The 25470-nt window shown below is 47.7% G+C and carries 25 protein-coding genes; 8 read left to right on the forward strand and 17 right to left on the reverse strand.

Annotation, left to right across the window (positions count from 1 at the left end):
• Positions 1-27: 27 nt before the first annotated feature.
• Positions 28-1053, reverse strand: a complete 1026-nt coding sequence (locus PIL01S_RS04595) for a tetraprenyl-beta-curcumene synthase family protein (RefSeq protein ID WP_127536629.1) — start codon at positions 1051-1053, stop codon at positions 28-30.
• A 233-nt stretch (positions 1054-1286) separates the two neighbouring features.
• On the opposite strand from PIL01S_RS04595, the gene PIL01S_RS04600 reads away from it, so the two are divergent.
• Positions 1287-2627 carry a polysaccharide biosynthesis protein gene (locus PIL01S_RS04600; RefSeq protein ID WP_127536450.1) on the forward strand — a complete coding sequence of 447 codons (1341 nt, stop codon included), beginning with the start codon at positions 1287-1289 and terminating at the stop codon, positions 2625-2627.
• 35 nt (positions 2628-2662) lie between these two features.
• The gene (locus PIL01S_RS04605) at positions 2663-3841 is read left to right on the forward strand and encodes an MFS transporter (RefSeq protein WP_127536451.1); all 1179 of its coding nucleotides are present in this window, start codon (positions 2663-2665) and stop codon (positions 3839-3841) included.
• A gap of 128 nt (positions 3842-3969) precedes the next feature.
• On the opposite strand, the gene PIL01S_RS04610 is transcribed toward PIL01S_RS04605, so the two are convergent.
• Positions 3970-4167: a cold shock domain-containing protein gene (locus tag PIL01S_RS04610; RefSeq protein WP_095288023.1), complete on the reverse strand. Its 198-nt coding sequence runs from the start codon at positions 4165-4167 to the stop codon at positions 3970-3972.
• Between the two features lie 163 nt (positions 4168-4330).
• Here PIL01S_RS04610 and PIL01S_RS04615 point away from each other — a divergent pair, with 163 nt between their 5' ends.
• The 5 genes from PIL01S_RS04615 to PIL01S_RS04635 all read left to right on the forward strand — a co-directional run bounded on the left by PIL01S_RS04615 (position 4331) and on the right by PIL01S_RS04635 (position 8403).
• Complete coding sequence (locus PIL01S_RS04615; protein ID WP_095288024.1) at positions 4331-4564, forward strand: hypothetical protein; 234 nt, start codon at positions 4331-4333, stop codon at positions 4562-4564.
• Positions 4565-4567: 3 nt separating this feature from the next.
• Positions 4568-4753, forward strand: a complete 186-nt coding sequence (locus tag PIL01S_RS04620; RefSeq protein WP_095288025.1) for a hypothetical protein — start codon at positions 4568-4570, stop codon at positions 4751-4753.
• Positions 4754-4950: 197 nt separating this feature from the next.
• Positions 4951-6741: an oligoendopeptidase F gene (gene pepF, locus PIL01S_RS04625; RefSeq protein WP_127536452.1), complete on the forward strand. Its 1791-nt coding sequence runs from the start codon at positions 4951-4953 to the stop codon at positions 6739-6741.
• 137 nt (positions 6742-6878) lie between these two features.
• Positions 6879-7262 (forward strand): LapA family protein, encoded by a 384-nt coding sequence (locus PIL01S_RS04630; protein WP_127536453.1) that lies wholly within the window; start codon positions 6879-6881, stop codon positions 7260-7262.
• A gap of 100 nt (positions 7263-7362) precedes the next feature.
• Positions 7363-8403 (forward strand): M42 family metallopeptidase, encoded by a 1041-nt coding sequence (locus PIL01S_RS04635; RefSeq protein WP_127536454.1) that lies wholly within the window; start codon positions 7363-7365, stop codon positions 8401-8403.
• A gap of 106 nt (positions 8404-8509) precedes the next feature.
• Here PIL01S_RS04635 and PIL01S_RS04640 read toward each other — a convergent pair whose 3' ends face one another.
• The 9 genes from PIL01S_RS04640 to PIL01S_RS04680 form a co-directional block, all read right to left on the reverse strand.
• Positions 8510-9448 (reverse strand): hypothetical protein, encoded by a 939-nt coding sequence (locus PIL01S_RS04640; protein ID WP_127536455.1) that lies wholly within the window; start codon positions 9446-9448, stop codon positions 8510-8512.
• Positions 9449-9596: 148 nt separating this feature from the next.
• Positions 9597-11528 carry an ABC-F family ATP-binding cassette domain-containing protein gene (locus tag PIL01S_RS04645; protein ID WP_127536456.1) on the reverse strand — a complete coding sequence of 644 codons (1932 nt, stop codon included), beginning with the start codon at positions 11526-11528 and terminating at the stop codon, positions 9597-9599.
• A gap of 67 nt (positions 11529-11595) precedes the next feature.
• Positions 11596-12174, reverse strand: a complete 579-nt coding sequence (locus PIL01S_RS04650; RefSeq protein WP_095288031.1) for a TetR/AcrR family transcriptional regulator — start codon at positions 12172-12174, stop codon at positions 11596-11598.
• Between the two features lie 13 nt (positions 12175-12187).
• Positions 12188-12997 (reverse strand): DUF92 domain-containing protein, encoded by an 810-nt coding sequence (locus PIL01S_RS04655; protein ID WP_127536630.1) that lies wholly within the window; start codon positions 12995-12997, stop codon positions 12188-12190.
• Between the two features lie 225 nt (positions 12998-13222).
• Positions 13223-13996 (reverse strand): ABC transporter permease, encoded by a 774-nt coding sequence (locus PIL01S_RS04660; protein ID WP_095288032.1) that lies wholly within the window; start codon positions 13994-13996, stop codon positions 13223-13225.
• Between the two features lie 17 nt (positions 13997-14013).
• Complete coding sequence (locus PIL01S_RS04665; protein ID WP_127536457.1) at positions 14014-14790, reverse strand: ABC transporter ATP-binding protein; 777 nt, start codon at positions 14788-14790, stop codon at positions 14014-14016.
• Positions 14791-14815: 25 nt separating this feature from the next.
• On the reverse strand, positions 14816-15844 hold the full coding sequence (locus PIL01S_RS04670; RefSeq protein ID WP_127536458.1) for an ABC transporter substrate-binding protein: 1029 nt from the start codon (positions 15842-15844) through the stop codon (positions 14816-14818).
• A 39-nt stretch (positions 15845-15883) separates the two neighbouring features.
• Positions 15884-17332 carry an aryl-sulfate sulfotransferase gene (locus tag PIL01S_RS04675; protein WP_127536459.1) on the reverse strand — a complete coding sequence of 483 codons (1449 nt, stop codon included), beginning with the start codon at positions 17330-17332 and terminating at the stop codon, positions 15884-15886.
• Positions 17333-17383: 51 nt separating this feature from the next.
• Entirely contained in the window at positions 17384-17941 is a 558-nt protein-coding gene (locus PIL01S_RS04680) for a MarR family winged helix-turn-helix transcriptional regulator (RefSeq protein ID WP_127536460.1), read from the reverse strand.
• 356 nt (positions 17942-18297) lie between these two features.
• Here PIL01S_RS04680 and PIL01S_RS04685 point away from each other — a divergent pair, with 356 nt between their 5' ends.
• The gene (locus PIL01S_RS04685) at positions 18298-18705 is read left to right on the forward strand and encodes an SHOCT domain-containing protein (RefSeq protein WP_127536461.1); all 408 of its coding nucleotides are present in this window, start codon (positions 18298-18300) and stop codon (positions 18703-18705) included.
• A 110-nt stretch (positions 18706-18815) separates the two neighbouring features.
• Here the strand turns inward: PIL01S_RS04685 and PIL01S_RS04690 are convergent, their stop codons facing one another.
• The 6 genes from PIL01S_RS04690 to hemE all read right to left on the reverse strand — a co-directional run bounded on the left by PIL01S_RS04690 (position 18816) and on the right by hemE (position 25297).
• Positions 18816-19448, reverse strand: a complete 633-nt coding sequence (locus tag PIL01S_RS04690) for a fumarylacetoacetate hydrolase family protein (RefSeq protein ID WP_127536462.1) — start codon at positions 19446-19448, stop codon at positions 18816-18818.
• A gap of 51 nt (positions 19449-19499) precedes the next feature.
• Positions 19500-20243, reverse strand: a complete 744-nt coding sequence (locus PIL01S_RS04695; RefSeq protein ID WP_127536463.1) for a glycerophosphodiester phosphodiesterase — start codon at positions 20241-20243, stop codon at positions 19500-19502.
• Between the two features lie 34 nt (positions 20244-20277).
• A complete protein-coding gene (locus PIL01S_RS04700) occupies positions 20278-21702 on the reverse strand; it encodes a CapA family protein (protein WP_127536464.1) in 1425 nt (474 codons plus the stop codon).
• Positions 21703-21865: 163 nt separating this feature from the next.
• On the reverse strand, positions 21866-23290 hold the full coding sequence (hemY, locus tag PIL01S_RS04705) for a protoporphyrinogen oxidase (protein WP_127536465.1): 1425 nt from the start codon (positions 23288-23290) through the stop codon (positions 21866-21868).
• Entirely contained in the window at positions 23290-24240 is a 951-nt protein-coding gene (hemH, locus tag PIL01S_RS04710) for a ferrochelatase (RefSeq protein ID WP_127536466.1), read from the reverse strand. Before hemH ends, hemY begins: the two co-directional genes overlap by 1 nt.
• The gene (hemE, locus tag PIL01S_RS04715) at positions 24233-25297 is read right to left on the reverse strand and encodes a uroporphyrinogen decarboxylase (RefSeq protein WP_127536467.1); all 1065 of its coding nucleotides are present in this window, start codon (positions 25295-25297) and stop codon (positions 24233-24235) included. Before hemE ends, hemH begins: the two co-directional genes overlap by 8 nt.
• Positions 25298-25470: the final 173 nt, after the last annotated feature.

The raw sequence follows: 25470 nt of genomic DNA on the forward strand, positions 1-25470 counted from the left end.
TCAGGCTTCCGCAACAAAGCGCCTGACTTACATATGCTTGCGAATCCAGCGACTGAAGATAAAGAAAAAAACTCTGGTCATTGGACTCTTCTTCATCAAACGCTTGGATATGGCGCGAACTTCCTGCTGTTCGCTGACTTTGGGATCAGACAGGTAAATGGCAAGCAGTCCTTCGATAATCATCCGGTGAAAAGCACTTCCCGGAATATTCTGCACATCACTGCGGGCCATCTCCACAATAAAAGCAATGCGGTCTAGCATCGTCTCCACATTTTCGTAATAATTGCAGAAGTTGAGATCTCCACCGATACGATCTTCATCCTGATCGATTAAATAATCGAGCATAATGTGCAATGCGCATACATGCGGAAAATAGGCAGTATGGATTGAGGCCGCCTGCTCTTCAGTCAGCTGATCATCACTCGCAGCCAGAAACAGCATGAATACGCCCAGCGTAGAGCCGGTAGCGGCGGCAAATTCGTTCCAACGGAACTGAGGTGTACGGTGGCGATGCTCTGCCCACCACTCGAGCAGTGCCGTTTCTCTCAGTTCCGGTTTGATGTGCTTATATACCTGCAGGTCCGTGTATAGGCCTGCCAGATCCTGAATTTGAGGCTTGGCGGACGCATATCCAGGCAGCTGACGTGTGAGCTCCTGACATGTCGTCACCAGATTCCGTAAGTATCCACCATCGTCCTGCTCCTCACGGAGCGCATAATAATTGACCGGTGTTGCTTCGGGATCTACCGCATCAAGCATGGATTGATGGAGAAGCCGAAAATCATTCGGGTCCATCGATGTGCTGCGGTCGCACAGATTGTCCAAATAATCACTAATGGTTTGATAAGAAACGATGAGCGGAATCAAGATGTGCCTCTTAGGCATATCGGGCATAGCATAAACCGTTCCACCCTCACAGTGAAACTGTTTGTCCTTGAGACTAGCCAGAGCCTGATTGCGCAATTCCTCATTCGGAATTTTCTCAGCCTTAGCTCTCCACTCAGCCAGTTCTTTCCGCGTTTCCGGAATGGTGTACTTATACACCCTTCTCATCAATTCCAGCGGTCCCCGCGGATATTGATGTCGACTTTGATTAGATTGGCTCAAAATAAATGTGCCTCCACTTGGTTGAATACGTATTAGAGCGATTTTTAACCAATCCCATTATAATATGAACCCCTTAATTGTACAAATGATCTACCGCATAATCACGGGAAAAAATCGCTTCCGCCAACTAGCCTTTGTGATATACTAAGCATATTTCATCCATCAAAGGAGTCGTTGACATGATGTCAAGTGAGCCTCTCTCGTGGAGACGGTTATTTGCTTTTTTTGTACCGCTCGGCATATCCGCCTCTTTGGTTACCATTTCTCACGTAATTATTAATAGTACACTCGCCAGATCCGCCCATCCGGAGACGGTCATTGCCAGCTACGCCATTGCAGGCAGCCTGCTGACCCTTACGGAACGCCCCTCCACACTGCTGCGGCAAACCTGTTCTGCGCTGGTTCGGGACCGCCTGTCCTTTCAGGCCCTCACTTTCGTCACCAAAATATTTCTCGCCTGTGTACTGCTGATCGGATTCTTGATCGTATACTCTCCCATTGGTACAGTGGTTTTTAAATATCTGTTCGGCGTGAGTCCCGATTTATTGTCCAAAGTAATTGATGTCTACGAAATCCTGATGTACGTCAGTATCTTCTCGGTCATTCGCAATATCTATCAAGGCATTATCATTACGAATAATCGGACCAAATGGCTGACGATAGGCATGTTATTCCGTCTTGGAGGCATGTATGGCCTATCCTTGTATTTCATCTATACAGACAGTATTAACAGTGGTCGTGTAGGCGCTATCATTTTTGCGGCAGGGATGATGATTGAAGCGCTCGTCAGTTTTCTTGAGGGAAACAGCATCAAGCGGAACATGCCAGCCAAGCTGGAGGATCATCCTGTCGAAAACAAAGGAGACGTTTTCCGCTTCTACAAACCGCTGCTGTTATCCAGTTTTGTCGCCTTGTTCATCGGACCTGTCATTAATATCGTGCTTGGCAAAACGACGGGTATTGCACTGGCCATCTCTTCTTTTGCTGTAGCCAGCAGTTTGATGCAGCTCATGTTAAGCTTTTTCACCTACATCCATCAAATTGTGCTTAATTTCTATGAGATTGATGCTAAACTGGTGAAAAAATTCGCACTGGTGACCGGATTTATTCCTTTTGCCATGACAGCAACCATAGCCTATACGCCTCTAGGTCCATGGGTACTGGAAAATGTAATGAGTGTTCAAGGAAACCTGCTGCAGCAAAGTTTGTGGACGCTGCGTGCCTTTGTGCTATTTCCGCTGATTTCGCCTTTTCTTGATTTCAGCAATGGGCTACTCCTGCTGCGGGGACAGACCAAAACGATGTTCCGCTCCCAGTCAGCCAATGCAATCTGTACCGTGATCGTCCTGCTCATTCTGGTTAGCATCTTCCCGGCTTGGAACGGCATGATTGGTGCAGTCGCCCAGTCACTAGGTCTGCTGGCAGAACTGATCATTGTATGGCTCGTCATCCGGCGCACGCAGAAGGAACCTTCCATGTCTGCCCCACCGTCCCGCAAGTCATCTTCACTTAAAGGCTAAATACTGAAATGTAATGAAGAATGGAGTCTCTCAACATGAAATTAAGTCACAACGCTCGCCCGGATCAAAACTGGCTGCGGGCACTTATGTTTACAATCTTCGGTTCGACCGTGCTGGTGGTATCCTATCTCCAGCTCTACTTCAGTCATCTGGGATTCAGCCGGGCCGAGATTGGCTACTTGTACGGTATCGGTCCACTTGTCTCCGTATTCTCCAACATGTTCTGGAGTATGGCCAGTGACCGCTACAAAACGGTTCGCAAAGTCATGATCATTCTGCTCGGCGGACAATTAATTACAGGCGTCATGCTCGCCAATGCGACGTCCTTTGGCCAAGTATTTATCTTGGTGACGTTATTTTACTTTTTCTATTATCCGGTCTACCCGCTTGCCGATACGATGGCAATTACCACTGCAAGCAAATACGGTCGAAATTTTACGTCCATTCGAGTTTTCGGCTCCATTGGCTATGCTTTTTTTGCATTAAGCATTGGTTATTTTCTTGGTTCTTTTGGACCCGGGTGGACGATGTGGGTGTGCGTTACACTTGCGGCCATGACACTTCTGATTGGTTTCCGGTTGCAGGATCAGAATGAACCCTCTGGAAGCAGTAGTAAAATGGAGCTCTCCGGGCTCTGGGCAATCCTGAAACGCAGAGATGTGCTGAGCTTTTTCGGATGTGTCTTCCTGCTGGCATTAGGGCATCGGATGAACGAAGCTTTTCTCACCATCACGCTGAAGGATCTCGGTGCCAGTGAAGGTCTGATCGGCTGGTCGCTGCTCATCTCTTCCGTGAGTGAAATTCCTATATTCCTGCTGCTCAGCAAGTATGGCAATCGGTACAAAGAGCTTCCGTTACTCACCTTTGCTGCACTTATGTATACCCTTCGTTTGTTTCTGATGTCTGTATCGGATACACCAGCGGCTGTTGTGGCCATTCAAACCATGCATAGCGTCACCTTTGGCATTTTCTATGTAACAGCCGTTCGTTATATTACCCGCCTTGTACCAGATGCGTATCGTGCGACAGGTATGGCCCTGTTCACCATCGTATGGTCAAGTGCCTCAGGTCTGCTCAGCGGAACCTTTGGCGGGTTGATATTGGATCATGCAGGCAGACAGGTCTTCTACCTCACAGCCATGGCCTTCTCACTCGCTGCACTGCTTGGTTTCATCCTGAAGCTGTTATCCAGCATGACCAAACGTGCACAATGATCGCACCTCGCTCTCTTTTATATCAATGAACACAAAAAAGCACAGTCTCCGTAGGGGGACTGTGCTTGGGTTCTTTATATTCAGCTAGAAGCCAATCATTTATAAGAAATCCGTCGAACGGAAAAATCTTACAATTTAATTACGTTAGCTGCTTGAGGACCACGGTTTCCATCAGTGATTTCGAATTCTACCGCTTGACCTTCTTCCAATGTTTTAAAGCCGTCGCCTTGGATTGCGGAGAAATGTACGAATACGTCCTCGCCGCCTTCAACTGAAATAAAGCCATAGCCTTTTTCTGCGTTAAACCATTTAACTGTACCTTTCAAATGAACAACCTCCTAAAAATATCGCCATCTATGGCGAATACCCTCATTATACTGTATGACTTTCCACTTTGCAATTTATCTTTTCAATAAATGCGGAAAAAATTTGCTTTGAAACGTAGGGTACGGTATCATTTTACCAAAACCGTAAGTTTGGAGACTATCTATGATTAAAAAACATGAAATATACAAAAGAGACAAGTGGAATATGATGACGGTAGAAGTACAAGGCAAATACCTCGTACTCCGTGAAATTTCAGAGGAATGGGGCGAAGAATGCCATACGTTTCTCAGCCGCCCTGCCTTGATGCACTGGGCTGAGCGCCGTTTTCCAAAAGCCGATTTCGAGAACCGCGAGGATGAATGGCGTCAGCTGATGGCTGCTTTCAAAGAGGTGTAATGAATGACGCTTGACTCAAGCAATGTTGTCATCTTCATTATCCTTGCCTTTTCACTGGGAGTTGTGCTTATTCTGGGACGCAGTTCCATCCCGGATCGACTGCGACGGGGAATGGCCCTTATAGCCACACTGCTTATCTGTTTTGCTTTTTTCCTGATCGTCTATTTCCTGGCCAACATGGGAGCCTAGTGCTCTCAAATATTTCAACCGGTCCGAGGCCATACTATACCGAATTGCTCGTATAGTCAGGAGGAAGGCCGTTGAAATATCGAAAATCACTGTTTGTCATACTAGTACTCAGTCTGATTCCTTCGTCTCTCTCCGCACAAGCGAGCGAGACGGGAGCAGATTGGTCTATACATCAACTTCATCAAAGGAGGATTCCCATGAGTCAATTATTGAAACGTTCCGAGGTGCCAACAGAACATACGTGGAAACTCGAAGATTTGTTCGCCGATCAAAAAGCCTGGGATCAGGAATACGAAGAAGTAACGTCTCTGACCAAGAAAGCCTCCGAATTTCAAGGTAAGCTGAACAAGCCGGAATCTCTTAAGGCATGTTTTGAACTCGAAGATGAGGTAAGTCTCAAAATTGAACGCCTTTTTGTGTATGCACGCATGCACCAAGATGAAGACACAGCTAATCCTACATACCAAAACCTGTCCCAAAAAGCGCAAAAGCTGAGTGTGCGTGTCGGAGAAGCTCTTTCCTTTGTCACACCAGAAATCCTCTCTCTGCCGGATGATCAGCTGGATGCATTCATTGCAGATGAGAAACTGTCTGCATTCAAGTTCACACTGGAAGAGATGAAACGTGAGAAGGCGCATGTCTTGAGCAAAACGGAAGAAGCCCTGCTTGCACAGGTGGGCAACTTGTCCCAAGCGCCGCAAACCATCTTCAGCATGCTGAATAATGCTGATCTCAAGTTCCCGAAAATTAAGGATGAACACGGCAACGAAGTGGAGCTTACCCACGGAAGTTACATTCAATTCCTGGAGAACCCTAATCGCGAAGTTCGCGAACGTGCCTTCAAAGCGGTGTATGAAACGTACGCCAAACAGAAGAACACGATCGCTGCAGCCCTGAATGCCAATGTCACCAAAAACATGTTCTATGCGAATGTCCGGAAGTACCCTTCCGTAATGGAAATGTCACTGTATGGTGACAACATTCCAACAGAGGTTTACACCAACCTGGTGGACACTATTCATGAAAGCCTCCCGCTCCTGCACCGTTATATGGATCTGCGCAAAAAATTACTCGGTGTGGATCAATTGCATATGTATGACTTGTTCGCTCCTCTGGTTGATGAGTATAAAATGGACATCACTTATGAAGAAGCGAAACAGACCGTCAAAGATGGCTTGAAACCGCTGGGCGAGGATTATGCGAATACATTGCAGGCTGGATATGATGACCGCTGGATTGACGTATATGAGAACGAAAACAAACGTTCAGGTGCTTACAGCTGGGGTGCATACGGCACACACCCATACGTCCTGCTTAACCATAAAGACAATCTGAACAGCATGTTTACACTGGCACATGAAATGGGTCATGCTCTGCATTCCTATTATTCGGATACTACCCTTCCGTATCGGGATGCACAGTACACCATCTTCCTGGCAGAGGTTGCATCCACAACCAATGAGGCATTGCTGATGGATTACCTGCTTAACAAATCCACGGATCCGAAGGAAAAACTGTATCTGTTGACCTATTATGCAGATCAATTCCGTACAACTGTGTTCCGTCAAACGATGTTTGCCGAATTTGAGAAAATCATTCATGAGCGTGCTGAACAGGGTGAGGCCCTTACACCGCAGCTGCTGTCTGAAATTTATTACGACCTCAATGTCCAATACCATGGAAACAGCATGGCTGTGGATAAGGATATTGAGATGGAATGGGCACGTATCCCCCATTTCTACAACAGCTTCTACGTTTACAAATACGCAACCGGGTTCTCTGCAGCAACGAGCTTCTCCAAACAGATTCTCGAAGAAGGTCAGCCTGCGGTAGACCGTTATCTTGGCTTCCTCAAGAGTGGTGGAAGTGACTACTCCATCAATATTCTAAAAAAAGCAGGCGTGGATATGTCTTCTCCACAGCCAATTCGCGAAGCCATGAGTGTCTTCAAAGAATTGATTGAACAGATGGAACAATTGACTAAATAAAGTTGTCTCTCTGTTACATGCGACCTGCATCCCTTGCCCATTTCGGGCAAGGGATTTTATAATCAAGCCAGATGCACAGCGCCTTCTTTGGGGTAATGCATTCGTATTCCTGAATTGTTCAACAAGGAGGCACCACCATGAAAATGCAATGGACCCTCATCGCAGGTCTTGTTTTTGCACTTCTTACCGGAATCTTCGCTGTTATTAATGTGGATTCCGTGCAGGTTAACCTGCTGTTTAACACGGTTCAAATCCCCCTGATTTTGCTGATTCTGGGCTGTACCCTGATTGGTGGAATCATTGTCGGATCCTATGGCATTTTCCGTCAGTATCGATTGCAGCGTGAGAACAAGCAATTGAAATTGCGTGTAACCGAATTGGAGAACACGGCTTCGAGCTATTCTTCACCGGGTTCCACCGCGACAATGGAAGCCTTCGAAACAACTGAAACGGATCGCTTGGCTGAGACGGATTCCATCCAGAGTCAGCAACGCAAAGGAAATTCTGCAGATTCGTTGTAAGAAGAACAAGCAGCCTGCTGGCATAAGGAATGGATGTCCCATTCGACCAGACAGGCTGTATTCTTGTTTGGGAACACTGATTATGAGGAGGAATCTCTATATGAATTTTACAATTAATGAATCCTACGTCCTGGACCTTCTGAAAAGGCTGCTGGATACTCCGAGTCCAAGTGGCTACACACACCACATTATCGAGATGATCCGGGAAGAAGCACAATCATTGAATATTTCATTTGAATTAAATAACAAAGGCGGAGCGGTACTCACTTTGCCTGGGCAGGATGCCTCCAAGACTATTGGACTCAGTGCACATGTGGATACGCTAGGCGCGATGGTACGTTCCATCACTTCTTACGGTACGCTCAAACTAACCTCTGTGGGTGGATTCACCATGCACAGTATTGAAAACGAGTATTGCACGATCCACACACGGGATGGCAAAACATATACCGGTACGATTCTCTCCCTGCACCCTTCGGTTCATGTCTACCCTGATGCCCGTACCTTTGAGCGTAAGGAAAGCCATATGGAAGTTCGTATTGATGAAGTGGTTTCATCCAAGGAAGATGTTCTTGAACTCGGTATCGGCGTCGGTGACTTTATTTCTTTCGATGCACGTGCGGTTATTACGCCAAGCGGTTATATCAAGTCACGTCATCTGGATGACAAAGCTAGTGTAGCTGCCCTTTTCGGCATTTTGGAATCTGCTTATCGGGAAGGCTGGAAACCTCTACATAACGTCTCTCTGCTTATTTCGAATTACGAAGAAGTTGGACATGGCGCCTCATATATCCCGTCCGAGATCAGTGAATTGATCGCCGTAGATATGGGGGCAATGGGTGACGATCTCAGCTGTAAAGAAACGGATGTATCCATCTGCGCCAAAGACTCCTCAGGTCCATATGACTATGACATGACGAGTCGCCTGATTGAACTTGCCAAGCAAGCAAATCTCGATTATGTCGTTGATATTTATCCTCAATACGGCTCAGATGGCAGTGCTGCCTTGCGAGGTGGAAACAACATTCGTGCTGCACTGATTGGCCCTGGGGTACATGCGTCCCATTCGATGGAGCGCACGCACAAGGATGCCGTTCTGAATACAGCCAGACTGCTCGCTTCATACATCACAACCAAGTAATCACCCTTATAAACTTCAGGAATATAGGAAGATGCCAGCAACAGCTCACATCGCTGTCTGGCATCTTTTTTTTACCCTATCATGTTCTCCTAACTGGACATCTACCTTAATCAGCCTGCTCCACATACTGACGATATTGCTGCTCGATTTGGGTTACTTCCCTCTCATGATCACGAATTTCATTTTTTAACACATGTAATGTACGACGGACGGTAAGACGGCCATCCTCCACCTGGGATTCGGCTTTTCGGATTTTGTCTTGCACCATCCAATCCACAAAGAGATTATCGAAGAAATAATCTGCAAAGGATAATAATCCCCCAAGCTCCAGATCAGCGTGTACTGCCATTTTCACATCTTCAAGCTCCTTCTGGAATCGCTTCAAATGTCTTCCCGCTTCCGTTAAGGCAGATTGAGCGTCATCCATACGACCGCGTTTGATATGAGTGGATATCATACCTCCGCCCATCATGTCGTATATTCCCCAATTCCCTGCAGACTTGAGCGCATCCCCCGCACGGCCCAGTGCACTGAGCAGGCGTTCTCCTTCGCGGTCTGCCTCCTTAAGTTCCTTCATTTCTCCGCGTAAATGCTCCAGATCCTCTGCCAATTGCCTAAGTTCATCGTGATTCGCCAGCAGTTGATTTTCCTTTTTGCCCCACAGCACCTTGTAATCATTTTCCCAGAATCGATATTTACTCTGCTCATCCAGTTCGCGCTGCACTTCTTTCCTCTGCTCATGAATGTCTTGTAACATTTGGCATGCTGTATCATACCCAGCCTTACTCTCCATTAATTCGAGTTCTTCCTTCTCCAGCTTCTCCTGCTTTTTGCCAATCAAATTATAGAAAAATGCAGATAAGGTCATGCCATTCAGCCGGTCCACATCATTCTGCTCCTTCTGGAGATGCTCCAGGCGCCGCTGTACTTTCGCCTTCCACTCGGCTTCTTCCTGGTTCAACTTCTCCAGGCGATTGTTCCATTTCTCGTAAATTCTCCCCTTTTCCTTGAGCACAGCCAGTTGTTCATTCAATTCTTTGTACATAAATGTGGTGTTCTCTCCTTTCACTGGAATTATTTCCTTACTACTTACAACGTAATGGATATGGCTAACGTTTCATATAAAAAAATCGCCATCCTTCAAAACAAGGCCTTAAGCCCTATTTTAAAGGATGACGATTTGTACTTTTTGATTAGGATTTGCTTTTCTCAATCTGCTCTGCAAGCTCATTCAGGAACGTCCAACGTTCCATCAGTTCTTCCAGATGACGCTCTGCTTCAGCCTGCTCTGCCATGAGTTCCTGCAAACGGGCTGAATCACTGAAGGATTCCTCCATCGCCGTGTTGATCCGCGCAAGGTTAGCCTCCGCTTTCTCAATATTCTCGTCGATCTGATCATACTCCCGTTGTTCCTTGAAGCTAAACTTCAGCTTCGGCTTGGCCGTAGATGCAGCAGGCTTAACCTCATCTGTTTTTGCTTTTTTCGCTGCTGACCCAATATCGCCCACCTGAGAAGCTCCCGGTGCATTCTTCAGCATCCATTCGGCATACTCACTGTAGTCGCCAACATGTACCCGGATGGCTCCATTGCCCTCGAAGGCCAGCACCTTATCCACTGTACGGTCCAGGAAATAGCGATCATGGGAGACAACGAAAACAACACCCGGGAAGTCATCCAGGTAATCTTCGAGTACCGCCAGCGTCTGAATATCCAGATCGTTCGTTGGCTCATCCAGCAGCAATACATTGGGCGCAGCCATCAATATACGCAGCAGATATAGACGACGTTTCTCCCCACCTGACAGACGGGATATTGGCGTCCACTGCGACGCAGGAGTAAAGAGAAACCGCTCCAGCATCTGGGCTGCCGTGATCAGGGATCCATCCGCCGTCCGTACATTCTCGGCCACTTCCTTGATATATTCTATGACACGCAGAGATTCATTCATCTCCTGATGCTCTTGCGTGAAATAGCCCAGATTAACGGTAGGACCGAGGACGACTTCTCCAGCATCCGGTTCCAATTTGCCTGAGATCAGCTGCAGCAGAGTCGATTTACCACTGCCATTCGGACCCACGATACCTACCCGGTCACCAGGCACGGCGATATAGTTCAGGTCCTCAATTAATTTGCGTCCACCTGCGGATTTGGATAAGTGCTCAATCTCCAGAATCTTCTTGCCCAAACGAGTAGAGCCTACCGAAACCTCCAATGAGCCAGAGCGATTCGGCCCCTGTTGATCCTTGAGCTGTTCGAAACGGTCAATTCTTGCTTTTTGTTTTGTGGTCCGCGCCTTGGCCCCGCGACGGATCCAGGCAAGCTCTGTACGGAGCAGGTTTTGCCGTTTTTGCTCTGAGGCTGATTCGCGCTCTTCCCGCTCTGCCTTAAGTTCAAGGAAGCGGGTGTAGTTTGCTTCATAACGGAACAAACGCCCATGATCCAGCTCCAGCATCACATTCGCCACACGATCCAGGAAGTAGCGATCATGCGTAATCATGAGGAGTGCACCACGACGTTTTTGCAGATATTGCTCCAGCCAAACGACAGAATCATTATCGATATGGTTCGTCGGCTCATCCAGAATAAGAAGCTCACAGGGGTGAATCAGCGCAGACGCTAAAGCCACCCTCTTGCGTTGTCCTCCGGACAATGTCCCCATTAGCGCGTCAAATTGACGGATACCCAGTTTGGACAGAATGCTTTTGGCTTCACTTTCCATCTGCCAGGTCTGAAGCTGCTCCATCTGTTGATTCAGACGCAATAACCGCTCTTGCAAGGCAGGATCGGATGGGTTCAATTCCAACAGTTCCATCGTCTCCGTGTATTCACGCACTGTTTTCATCTCTGGGCTATCGCCCTCGAATACTTGCTGCAGTACGGTATTGTCAGGGTTAAACTCAGGATTCTGCGCCAAAAACTGAATACGGACATCATTTCCGATGGCAATCTGCCCCTCATCAGCCGGTTCCATGCCTGCAATTACACGCAGAAACGTGGACTTTCCCGTTCCGTTTACGCCAACGACGCCGATCTTATCCTGATCTCCCATGCCAAACGAGGCGTCCTTGAACAATATTTTTTCGCCATAGCTTTTTGAAATTTGCTCTACCGTCATTATGTTCATTGCTCGTTACCCACTTCTCTGTAAATTGAGATTCAACAGTCTCTTGATTCCATACTCATGATGATACTTATACTTGTAAAAAAGAACGACAACCGTCCAGAAATAGTGCCGCTGCAAAAGCAATCCGTTTATTCAGATCTTCCTCATTGAACTCCGGATTCAGCATAATATCCATCTTCAATCGATCCAAAATCCCGATATAGGCTTCTGCCAAAAGCACAGGCTCAGGTACACTTGCACTTTTCAGCACCTCACACACCATGCTCATATACTCATTCATAAAGGCCTTCATGAATTTCATTAGATCCGGATCGTTATTAGGTGCCATAAAAAACAGCTTCGTATGATTGCGCCGCTCGTAATAATAAGTCAGGTGCGTCTTGGCGATTGCGCCAAGCTTCTCACCTGTATTCTCCTGAGATTTCAAGGCATAATCAAGCCTGCTGATAAAACTGTTACAGTCCCGCTTGGAAACCGCGACGAATAGTTGTTCCTTGCTCTTGAAATATAAATAAATGGTGCCTTTTGCAATGCCAGCTTCTTCAGCAATATCGGACATTTTCGTCTCATAAAATCCTTTTGATCCAAAAATACCATAAGCCGCATCCAAAATAGCCTCCGACTTGTCTCCCTGCACAGTGCTCACTTGCACTCCCTCCCTACAGCGCCAAAATAATACCCAAACCGATAGCCACACATCCTCCGATCACCGAACTCAGCACGTTGACCAGATCGTTGCTCATCCATGTCCAGCCTCGTGCGCGAACGGTCTTGTGGCCACAGTGTTCACTGACCTCAACTTCACGGCCGCATTCAGTACAACGATACATCAACTGGACTGTTGCTCCAAGGTAGGAATCGGCAAATGCTCCAGCCAATCCACCTACAAGACCAACACACGTCCAGCTCAGAAATCCGAGCGTTTCAAAGTCCGCGATCCAAGAAAAGAAAAATGCCCCTGCTCCAATTAATGCTCCGCCTATTGCCGCCGCTGTTGTCCCAAGTAACGACACACCACCGGAAGCGCCCGGAGTCAGCACCCTCCAACTCACCACGGAACGTGGCGGCTTACGGCTCAGGCTTCCGAGTTCGGTAGCCCAGGTATCGGATGTTACGGTTGCCATTACACCAATGAAAGCATAGATCCAGGCCGGATGTGGAAATATCCAGTATCCCAAACATAGAAGCATGCCCATTCCGCCGTTGGCAAACACTTGCCCTGCATCCCGATTGCCTGTCTTGGCATACGATTTCTCCAGCTCCTGCTTGCGTTCCTTACGATACTTGGACAACAAGGTTGAAGTTATGAAAAACAACAGCAGTGTGCCAAACCAAAACAAGTTGCCTGCCCCGTAATAGATCGTTCCCATCAACACAGCTGCCAAGCAACCGGACAGGGTTAGCGACTTCTTCGCGTAGGCTGCACCCGCCACAATAAAAGCGCATACGGCGCCGATAATCCAGTCCATAATCTCTCCTGCATGTGGCAGCATCTATGGTCCACATGACGTTTATGTTATTTTTGAAATTCAATTATACCACGGTTTGAGCCCAATGCCGAAACTCCCGTTGCAGGCATGACAAAAACCTGATCCGGCAGCATAGTAAGCTGCGAATCAGGTCTGCTAGATGAAATATAATTGATCGAAACTGCCCTTTTATAACAATCATCGCGTCGTCCGCTTCGCACGGTGTCAGCCTCTCTTGACCCCGCCGATGACACCATACCGATACAATACACGGCGACCAAACCAGTTGAACAAACGATCCGTGAGAAAACCCATGAATCCCAAGGAGATGAGACCAACAAAAATCCAGTCCGTCCGGAAAAATAACCGTGAATTCCAGATCAGATAACCTACGCCTTCATTAGAAGCAATCATCTCTGCACCGATAATGGCCATATAGGAAGTTCCCATCGCCAATCGAATACCTGTGAAAATGTATGGGGTCGTAGCAGGGACAACCACATGCAGCAAAATCTGCCACTCATTCGCGCCCATACTGCGGGCTGAACGAATCTTATCCTCTTCAATGGACAGGACACCCGTCAGTGTATTCAGTACAACAATGAAAAATGTCGCATACATGATCAGTGCAATCTTGGACTGTTCCCCAATGCCAAACCAGACCAGGAACAATGTAATGAAAGCAATCGGCGGGATAAATCGAATAAAATTAAGGAAGGGTTCGGCAAACAGACGGATGATGTGAACCTTGCCGATAAGCAGCCCTACCGGAATGGCAATGACACTTCCCAGCACCCATCCGGCCAGTACACGTGTGAAGCTGATCCCGATATACTGCATGAGTGTGCCATCCGCAATTAATTCGCGAGCACCCTGCACAGTATCCCATGGACCAGGAATCACGTCCGGCCCGTAGAGCAATGCACCAAGCTGCCATATCAGAATGACTGTAACCCACAATATCGGTACAGACACCCACTTTTTCTCCAACCATTTCATGGTCCAGATCACCTCAGTTATTCTTCAAAATGGCTTTGAATCTGATCGTACAGGCTATTGAATTCAGCCGAAGCAATATTTCTCGGATAAGACTGAACGTTATGGTAAATGTCCGTTATATTCGACGAAGGTCCCACTGACATGATTCCGATCCGTTCACCGAGCAATAGAGCCTCCTGAATGTCATGGGTAACAAAAATAACGGTCTTATGTGTTTCCCTCCAGATATTCACCAGTTCCTTCTGCATGACTCTTCGAGTCATGGCATCCAGCGCACCGAAAGGTTCATCCATGAGCAGAATCTCGGAGTCATTGGCGAGCACCCGCGCCAGTTGTACCCGCTGCTTCATGCCTCCCGACAGCTCCTTCGGATACTTCCCTTCATGTCCTCCCAACCCCACGAGCTGAATGTATCGGTCCGAAATCGTACGGCGTTCAGATTTGGGCACCTTGGACATCCGAAGTCCGAATTCAACATTTTCCCTTACGGTAAGCCACGGAAAGAGTGAGGAATCCGCCTGTTGGAACACCATCGCACGATCCCTTCCAGGTCTGTCAATCTCCTTGTTATTCACTTTAAGCTGTCCGCCCGACTTGGAGATAAAACCGGCAATCATATTAAGTAACGTTGATTTTCCGCAGCCGCTGGGACCAAGCAGAACGAAGAATTCGCCGCCCTTGATCACCAGATCAACATCCTTGATAATGTAATGCACTTCTCCATTGGTTGGAGCGTTGTAGGTCTTTCGAAGCTGTTCAATATGAATCGAGTGACGATCTGCGGGTAAGGACATAAGGACACCTCCAGTACGTTTTGGGTTATTCGGTATATGTTACTTTATCCGGCAATGCCTGTTTCAGAAGTGCCAGGTTTAACTTGTCTTTGAGATCAAAATCCTGCTCAATGATTCCGTTATCCACCATGTATTGCTTTTGTCCCGCCAAACTATCATAAGCTTCCTGGGTAAAGCCAACGACCCACGGATTGATGGGAAGATCCTTCAAAGTTGCTTCCTTGGGCTGTTTTGTCTCCTTGTACATTAGATCCGCTACCTCATCAGGATGAGCTTGGGCATATGTTGAAGCTTGATCCAGCGCCACAAGAAATCCCTTTACCGTTTCCGGATTCGCTTCAATGAATTCATTGCTTGCAACCAATCCCATGCCAAGCCTTACCGGAGTCTGGGACATATCTGTCAGCTGGTGCACGCCTTCGAGCGTATCGAACTTGTCGGTTAATGCAGATCCGATAACCCAAGTGGCATCCAGTTCCCCTTGCTTCAATGCAATATAGGACTCATCGAAGGCCCCTTGCCCAATCTGCTTCACATCACCAAGCGCAAGCCCCTGATCCTTCAAATACTCATCCCACAGATAAGGAATGAATGTTCCTCGAATAAAGCTTACGCTCTTGCCCTTCAAGTCTGCACCCGTCTGGATCTCCTCCTTGGCATACAGCTTCCATGCAGCTGCTGCTTCATCCGTTGTCTGACCCGCAGAAGCGATGATCGAATAATCCCCTTTGGCCAGAGCGTTCAACACCGGGAAGTCAGCACCATAGGCAATGTCGACCTGTTTGATAAACAGTGCATTCACGCCTTCTGCCGGAGAACCAAACGTGATACTCTCTGCATCAATGCCTTGGCTTTCAAAGAACCCTTTGGCAATGGCTACCCTGAACGTCGGGTTTGTGCTCGTATCCGCTATGCGGATCTTTATCTTGGCGGCACTACCTGCGGAGCCGCCTTTCGCTTCGGACACCGTTCCGTTTGAAGAACATCCGGAGATGATAAAAGTTATGGAGAGGAGCAGCAGGAATGCTCCCTTTAAAATGGCTGTTTTTTTCACAACATGCACCCCGTTCAATCAATTTATCCTCGGCTACCGTTAACTGCCTTGTTTTCCTTCATCCGATGTTGCTACGCAAGCTGCTCCTTCAACAAACGGCAGTGTTGTCTCTACACTGACTACCGAGTCAGAGCCTTTGGCTGCGGCTCCCGGCACTCTGTAGACCGATACATCAATGGCTTCGATCGCCACCTCTTCAGGCTTCTCCAGTTGAGGAACCCATTGATATGGAACCCGATAAGAACGATAAACCATATTGGTATTACGCCCATCCTTGTATGGAGAAATATATTCCCACACCAGCTCATGCTCTGCTGTAACTTCAAACAATCGGCCATTGGACCCTTCGGTGATCAACGTGTTACCGTTAGGCAAGCGCTGGGCTGAGCTAATATATGGGCTGTAGAATTTATAAGAATCGGTTGGAACGGAAAAGCCAGCTTCGGCAGAGGTATATTGCCACACAACCTCCAGTGTCAACGGGTCAATCTCAAGTACGCGTGAATGATCACGGACCGCGTGTTTCAAGCCATATGGAGAAGCCGGATTCGGAAGACCATAACCTGCCCATCCTCCATTATCAAACACCAGCAGATTGCCCTCGCCCGGCAGTCCTTGTGGAATGATATGCGCATGATGCTGACCGATAATGGTGCCGATATGCTTCGCTTCAGGAGAGGAATAATCCGGGCCGAGTTTCCAAACAATTTTGCCGCTCTGTCTGTCCGTAATGGCAATAATGTTGGCTTCTCTGGCATCCCATATGATGTTATCCGGGTTAAAGCGCTCGTCTCCCGCTTCATAGAACCGGTTGGGGCCAACATAGGAAGCCGAGTTAATATGCAGCCAATCACCTACACCCCCACCAAGGTGACCAAATGAACGCGTATTCGGGTCACGGTACAATACATTGCGTGCAGCCTCGTCAAAGCCCAGTTCTTCAAAATGCTCGTTCGGAAGCCATTCCCACAACACATTGCCTTCCCAATCCACTTCAATAATGGCATCATCAAGCAAAGGTTTATCCGAGATTTGCGGATTGCTTACGTTTTTGTGCGCCAGGATCAGTGTCTTGCCACCCTGTGTTTTCGGAGCAAGACCAGGAGCATAATACCCTACCGGATTGCCCTCACGCTGATAATCATGGTGCTGGCGGGCGTACCACAATGGTTCGTATCCCGGATCTTCAATATGTTCGTAGCTATTGTATTTCCACACGATGTTGCCATCCCAGTCCACCTGAACCAGGTCCACATTATCCTGAATACCGAACTTTGGATCTCTTCTGCCCGTGCTACCCAGCACATAACCTCCGGGGAAAATCTTAGCCGGAAATCCGAGCAGTCCTTTCCAGAGGTGAACTTCCTTCCCGTTCATATCAATTAATACAACGCCTTCTTCACCTGCCTGGTACACGGTGTAACCACCCCAAGCCTTTTCCGGATTATACAGCGTTGCTCCCGTTGGATAAATTGTTGAGTGTCCCATCGTTCTCATCTCTCCCTTGGATTGTTAATTTCATTCACTACAGTTCAAGCATTAATAACTGAGATAATTGTTCTTTCCGGAATTCCCCTTTCGCTTCTGTTCAAGGTCGTTGTCCACAGACGGATCTGTCTCATCTCTCGTGTTGCTCTCGGCAAGCTTCAGCAGTGTATCTGAGAATCCTTCCAGATTCGCGATCACCCGCTCATACAATTGGCTTTGCTGTTCCAGTTCCGCAGTGGTAAATCCCTCAAACAGAAGCGTGATACATCGGGCACCGATATTGCTATTGCGGGCATACATCTCCCTACCTTTGGCGGTTATATCGAGCAGGACGGTACGGCGATCGTCTTCCTTGCGTCTGCGGATCGTTAATCCCTTTTTCTCCAGCTTGTCAGTCAATGCAGTAATGGCACCCGAAGTGAAATCCAATTGATCGGCCAGGTCCCCGAGCCGCTGTTCTCCTTCACGAATGATTTTGTGCAGGATGAGCATACCTGGCAGGCTAATGCCTTCCACCGTTATGCGATCCCGCTCCTTGACGAATCGCCTGACCATCTTGCGGAACAGCCAATCCGTTTTCTCCAACGCATCCCAATCACTCTCGTTCATTTCATTTCCTCCTATCCAACCCAAACGTTAGCAAGTGCGCAAAAAGGCTCCCGAAGACATTCCATATGGAGTAGTCCCGGGAGCCTTTGGTGGTCCAATCAGCTCGCATCCGTATTCAAATTTATTTCACTGTTCATTTAATGAGTGTTAAAATAATTGAGTTCATCATATAACCTACTAACCCAACCTGTCAAGTAAGAATTAAAAGTTATTTATTCTTTTTTTGCCTGTTAGGATTTATTTATGCCATTTTAAGTTTCACTTCAGCTTCTCCGGTTAAACTAATCTCAGATCAAAACAACAAGATTAAGCTACGATTCCCTTCGTACTTAAATAGAGAAGCGAGGATGACAAGAATGAATATAAAACGTGTAATGTTTGTGGGTACGATGATTGTAACCATGTCTTTTGCGGGAACCGCCTGGAGCAAATCAGCCATTTCTCCGATCCCCTTGACGGAGTGGTCCATCGTAAGTCTAAATACCAAAGATGATGACAAGGATGAGCTGCTGACTGCACTGAACCATTCCTCTGAGGAAGATCTGTATCAGGATCTGTATGCAGGCAAATCACTCAAAACCATTGCAGACGAGAATGATGGAGATTTCAGTCAGGTCGTGGCTTTGCAGGTCAACCAACTCAGGCAGCAGCTGGATGATCGACTGGCAAGCGGAAGTATCACCCAAGAGCAATATGAGGCACAACATGCGGAAATCGAACAAATTGTTCTGGAAAGCGCCCGTACCTCTTACGAGTGGGCCTAAACGTGTACAGATGCGTGTTCATTTATCTTCAAAAATCACGTCAAAAAGGAGCGGTTTCCCGCCCCTGAATGGATGACTGTATAATTATAATTCATACGGAACTTACAGGATTATTTCGCTGCTGCAATGGTACATTTCCCAACGGATTGACCATCCCAGGCGAGCTCAAGCACATCTCCCTCTACGGTTGGTCCCACACCCTCCGGTGTCCCGGTAAAGATGATATCGCCTGTACCAAGACCATAGTGATGTCCTACATAATCCACAATGTGTTGAAGGTCAAAAATCATGTTGCGAATGTTGCCTCGCTGCACTTCAACACCATTTTTGGTCAGCGTAAAGTCTTTTGCAAGCAAAGCTTCCGTACCGGAAAAGGCCTGAAAACCACTTACAGGTGCGGAATTTTTGAATCCTTTGGCCGCAGTCCACGGGTGGCCTTTCTTCTTGATGACCGACTGTACATCACGCAGCGTAAAATCAATGCCAAATGCATACGATTCGATCAAATCCTCTACAGCAACCCCTGGTTCATAACTCCGGCCGATTTGAACGACCAGTTCAGCTTCATAGTGAACTTCCCCACGGGAAGCAGGTAATTCAATCGCCTCTCCATTCATGGGTACAACCGCATGCGAAGGCTTCATGAAGATCATTGGTTCGTCCGGAACCGCGTTACCCAGCTCTTCCGCATGAAGTTTATAATTGCGTCCTACACAGTATACGTTACGAATCGTTGAGAGCATCGGAATACGACCACCTTTATTGGATTAATTAGCGAATATGGACCCTGATCTTTATGCCCGATTGCTCGACTTTTGCAATGCCTGATTCCAAGCGTCAGGACGATTCGTGCACAGCATGAGCTCGGGATCAATTGCAGCGAGGCGCTTCATAATGATCTTATCATCTACGGTCCAGGCCATGACCTGAATGCCATCGTTCTTCATTTCCTGCATCAGTGATTTGTCCATGTTGGTGTAACCGATCGATAGGAACCCGCATTGCAGCTGACGAAGTCTCGCTAATAGATCTCCTGGACGTGCATCAATAATGAGACCTGTAGTGATTTCGGGTGCAAGTTTTTTGGATTCAGTCAGAGCAGCAGGTTCAAAGGAAGTGAAAACGACTTCGTCTTGCATATTTCTTTTTCGTACTTCCTCAATAACGGCTGCCGGCAACCCCGGATACATGTCTCCCTGTGTTTTCAGCTCAATGTTCAGACGTACTTTGCCCTTGCAGCTGTCCAACACTTCGCTCAGAGCCGGTACGCGTTCCCCCGCATAGGCCTTGGACTTCCAGCTCCCTGCATCCAGCTTCTGAATATCAGACCAGTTGGTCTCCCGTACAAGCCCTTCTCCATTCGTCGTCCGGTTGAACGAAAAGTCATGAATGACTACAGGCACGCCATCGCGGGACAATTGCACGTCCAGTTCGATCCAAGTTACATAAGGCTGCTCCATGGCCAGCTGAAAAGCTGCCATCGTATTCTCAGGTGCTGTGGAAGAAAATCCACGGTGTGCTACACATAGGTTACTCATGTATTCCCACTCCTTAGACGTATTCATTCTTGTATCAGCTTGTTGAAGCTACTCCATTTGCATCAAACCGAATGCCTGGTGAGAGCTTAGTCATCTGCTCCAATAACAGCTTATTGGCTTCACCTATCATTGGAATGGCCTGACCAAGCCCCGCCTCATATGGAATGACCTTCATGCTGCACTTCGCTTCAGCGCTGCATTCTGCCTGAAAAACAGCTGTTTTCCAGGTTTCTTCCGTCGTTGATTTCGAAAAAATAAAATTGCCTGTGCTATATGCGATCCACTTGCCCTTATAATACTCTACTCCTTGAAGCACGTGAGGATGCCCACCAATGACGAGATCAGCCCCAGCATCCACAAACTCATGTGCCAGTCTGGTCTGGTCATCATTGGGTGTACTGACTCGCTCTTCTCCCCAATGTGCTACCACGATCACAAGATCCGCCTTCTGACGAGCTTCTTGAATCGCGTTTACCGCCCCTGTAGAATCATAGGTTTCTGCAACACCAGCACGATTCCCTTCCGCTTTCCAGGTCGATTCCGGCACAACCCGGCTGAAGCCAAGCAGTGCGATCTTAATGCCTTTCCGTTCCAGATAGGCAGGCGCATACGCCTCGTCCCTGTTCATTCCGGCCCCAGTATGCGCAATATCATACTCCTGAAGGTAGGTTAGTGTGTCGACGAGTCCTTCAACACCCTGATCCAAAATGTGATTGTTGGCCAGATTTACTGCGTCAAATCCGGCAGCAGCCATCGCTGCCAATGCTTTTGGCGAAGATTTGTAAACAAATGATTTGTTCTCAGCAGCTGACCCACCCAGCGTCACGGGAGTCTCCAGGTTGCCCACGGTCAGATCATCGTTCTTGAACAGACCGCCAAGCTTGGCATAAGGGTAATCGTAGCCATTCTTATCCAACAATTCGGCCACCTTGCCAGAGAACTGAATATCACCAACAAAATTAATGGTTACGTTCTTCCCTGATCCTGTAGGCTGTGGAACCGTTGTTTGGGCTCCGGAACTTTCATTGTCCTTCGGATTTGATGGTTTGGCTGTTCCCGTCCCTGTTTGTCCTTCTTCGGACCCTTTAACCGACTCCTTACTGCCCGACTCCGTTGTTTCACCGCCGGATGAAACGCTCTCATCTTCAGCAGTTTCTGACTCCGGACTGGTTACTTCCATAGAATCTTGTTCTGCATCCGGATCTGCATCTGACTCCGCTTCAGGCGAATCCAACTCATCGCCACCTTTGGCATCCTCCTGATCCGCAGGTTGTTGCTCTTTTACCACAGCTTCATTTGTCGCCGGCTCCGCTTGCTGTTTCTGCATCTCTGCTGCGTAATATATGCTTACCCCTCCGATTGCAGCAATCAGAAACAGATTGATCATCCAGATAATACGTCTGCGTGCACGTTTTTCTTTTTTCTTTTGATTACTTCGATTAGATCTTGGGGGATACATAGGCAGCTCCTCTTCTTCTACAGCAATCCTTTATCATTATATCAGGCATATCCTGGATTTCCATCATTCAATTCACTTGTAAATAAATATCCTGCATGAAAAAAGCTGCCTCTCCTACAGAATGAATTCATTCCGCAGGAAAGGCAGCCTTATATTGGCTGCATTAGTGCACAGCCAGCTTTTGAACTGCCTGAAGCGACATTTCTTTTGCCTGTTTGATACAGTCCGGCAAACCTACTCCTTCATAACCAGCACCAGCAATGTAAACACCCGGCAGCTTACTGCCTAGTTCCTCACGCAGTGCTGCAATATGCTGAAGATGGCCTACGGGATACTGCGGCATGGATTTGCGTAGGCGGGTAATCTCCGAGAAGATCGGAACGGCCTCTACACCCATCGTTTCCCGCAGATCCTTGAGCACCAGAGCCGTCAGCGCATCATCGGGAAGTTCTACATTTTGCTCGTCTCCGGAGCGGCCGACGTAACAACGCAGCAGCACTTTGTCATCCGGACTGGTGTGCAGCCATTTGGTCGATGTCCAGGTACAGGCTGTAATATTCCGCCCTTCCTTGCGTGGAACGAGGAAGCCTGAACCATCAAATACATGTTCAATATCCTTTTTCTCAAAAGCAAGGACTACATTGGCTACAGATACGTAATTAATTGCATCCAGCGCAGAGGTGTCCACATGCGGTTTGAGCAGTTCAGATGCCACATACGTCGGGACTGTAACAATCACGTCATCCGCTTCAATACGCTCCCCGTTATTGAGCTGCACACTGTACCTCGTTTGACCACCTTGCTGAACATCCAATGATAGAACAGACGTATTCAGGCGTTGGTCCACATCCTGCATATCGTGAACCAAGGCGTGAACAAGACTCTGAAGTCCTTGGCGAAAATTCAAGAACGCACTTTTCTTCGTTCCCGTATGTGTCTCTGCAGGTTTACGACCTGTCATCATGCCGCGGATCAGACTACCATAATCCCGTTCCACTTCACCGAATTGCGGGAATGTCGCCTGAAGACTCAGACGACGCATATCCCCGGCATAAATACCGGCAAGCAGAGGCTCGGTCAGGTTTTCAAGCACCTCCGGACCGAGACGCCGTTCAATCATGTAACCGAGGGATTCATCTTCCGCGCTACGGCGCGGTGGAATAAAGAAATCCATCAACGCGCGCAGCTTCCCTGCCGGAGAAACCAGGCCACTTCTCAGAAACGGCTTCAACTCTGTTGGTATTCCGAGCACAAGTCCAGCAGGCATGGGGTGAAGCTTGCCCCGCTGCATAATATACGTTTTTTTGGATTCCGGATTTTGGCTTACCAGTTCATGATCAATTTCCAATTCCTTGGCGAGATCAATCATGGCAGTTTTGCGAGCCAGGAATGAATCTGGGCCTTTTTCAATGACAAACCCATCCCGGTGCAGCGTCTCAATCATTCCACCCATGGACGAACTTTTTTCAATCAGTGTAATTTGCGGTTCAATCCCGGCTTCCCGGTAATGCTTCCGAATATAAAATGCCGCGCTGAGGCCCGTCAGGCCTCCACCAACGACAACAACACGACGTTTCTGGTCTTCCATTACACATCCGACCCTTGCTGCCACTGGCTAATGATGACGTCACTTAACGTCTCCATATAGAGAGGATCACTGTTGAGCGAATCGATCCGCATTAGGCGCATGTCAATCTCCTTGGCAATCGCTTTGGCCTCAATATCCAGATCATAGAGTACTTCAAGATGATCAGAGACGAACCCAATGGGTGCAACCAGCACATCCTCAATCTGTTCCCGGGACAGTTCCTGAAGTGTGTCCAAAATATCCGGACCAAGCCACGGTTCAGCCGTACGTCCAGCACTTTGCCATGTAAATTGCCAGTTGCTAATACCTACACGTGATGCAATGACTTCGGAGGTTTCAAGCAATTGCTGCGGATAAGGATCACCTAGACTTACGATCCGCTCAGGCAAGCTGTGTGCACTGAACAAGACTCGTACATCCCCACGCTTCGCACCAGCCTCTTCGAATTCATCCAGCTTGGCACTGACACGGGAAGAGAGAGCCTGGATCAGCTTAGGATGCAGGTGGTAGCTCTCAACAAATGTCATTTGAATTCCAAGTTCCTCTGCTTTTTCACGAGCACGCTTGATGTAGCTGCCCACACTCATTGTGGAATAGTGAGGAGCAAGTACAACACCGATTGCTGTCTGAATTCCGTCCTTCGCCATCTGTTCCACACCATCTTCAATAAATGGATGAGCATGCTTCAGACCTTGATAACAACGGAACTCCACTCCGTTCGTACGTTCATCCTGGCTCAGCGTCTCTTGCAGAGCCTTAACCTGATTATCGGTATTTTCACGAAGCGGGAAAACGCCCCCAACGATAGCCTCATACCGATCCGTCAGTTCCTTCAGTTGTTCCGGCTCAGGCGGACGTCCTCTACGAATATGTGTGTAGTACGCTTCAATACTTTCCATATTTTCAGGTGTGCCATAAGACATCACCAGTACACCTACGGTATTAGTCATTGCTAACCGTCACCCCCGTCTTCAAAACTTCTGCAGAATATTCATGAATATATGCCGTAAGTTCTCTCAATTTTTCAAGAGAAGCTTCCGGGAACAAGCCATGTCCCAGATTAAAAATATAACCCGGCTCCTTGATGCTTTCATCAATAATGACTTTTGCCTGCTGCTTAATCAAATCCATCGGTGCTGTCAGCACATAGGGATCCAGATTGCCTTGTACGGCAAATTTGCCACCCAGTCTCTTGCGGCCTTCTGTGATGGAAACTCTCCAGTCCAGACCGATTACATTGGCTTGCAGATCCGTCAGAGTCGGTAGCAGTTCACCGGAGGCCACACCAGGGAAATAGATTTTCGGTACATTCAAATCCGATAATTCGGTAAAGATACGGGTAATCGTCGGCAACACATACGTTTTGAAATCATTTGGAGAAAGGGCTCCAACCCAGCTGTCGAATAGCTGAAAAGCCTTGCCTCCATTAGCAATATGTGCACGGACATATGTAATTACCATATCACCTAGTTTTTGCATGAGCTTATGCCATACTTCAGGCTCGCTGTACATCATGGTTTTGGTCCGAATGTAGCCCTTTGAAGGACGCCCCTCGATCAGATAACTGGCAATGGTAAACGGTGCGCCCGCAAATGTGATGAGGGGAACATCCAATTCCTTGTCCAGAATCCGAATGGTTTCCAAAATATGCGACAGGTCCCCTTCGACATCGATCGGACGCAAACGATCCACATCTGCCGCCGAACGTATAGGGTTATCAATAACGGGACCAATATTTTTTACAATATCAAAATCAATGCCCAAAGACGCAACCGGATTCATAATATCGGAGTACAAAATAGCCGCATCCACACCGAGTTTACGTACCGGCATGAGTGTAACTTCAGCTGCGAGCTCTGGCCTGCGGCAAATTTCGAGCAAAGAGTACTTTTCCTTAATTTTACGATATTCAGGATCATAACGCCCAGCCTGACGCATGTACCATACAGGAACACGGTCTACTTGCTGCTTGAAGCTGGCTCGAATCAAACGATCATTATAGCTCATGTAAGAAGCCTCCAATAGTTTTTGGACTCATAACTCTCATTATGCCCTTTTTGAAGAGCTGTAACAACCACGTGCCGCTCTGTTCCGATGACAATACTATGACATTCCTTACATCGCATCATCCATATGCCAATTATGGTATAATGAAAGAATGGTGTTTTTTCCACGAATTA

The organism is Paenibacillus illinoisensis NBRC 15959, from assembly GCF_004000925.1.
Lineage (GTDB): Bacteria > Bacillota > Bacilli > Paenibacillales > Paenibacillaceae > Paenibacillus > Paenibacillus illinoisensis.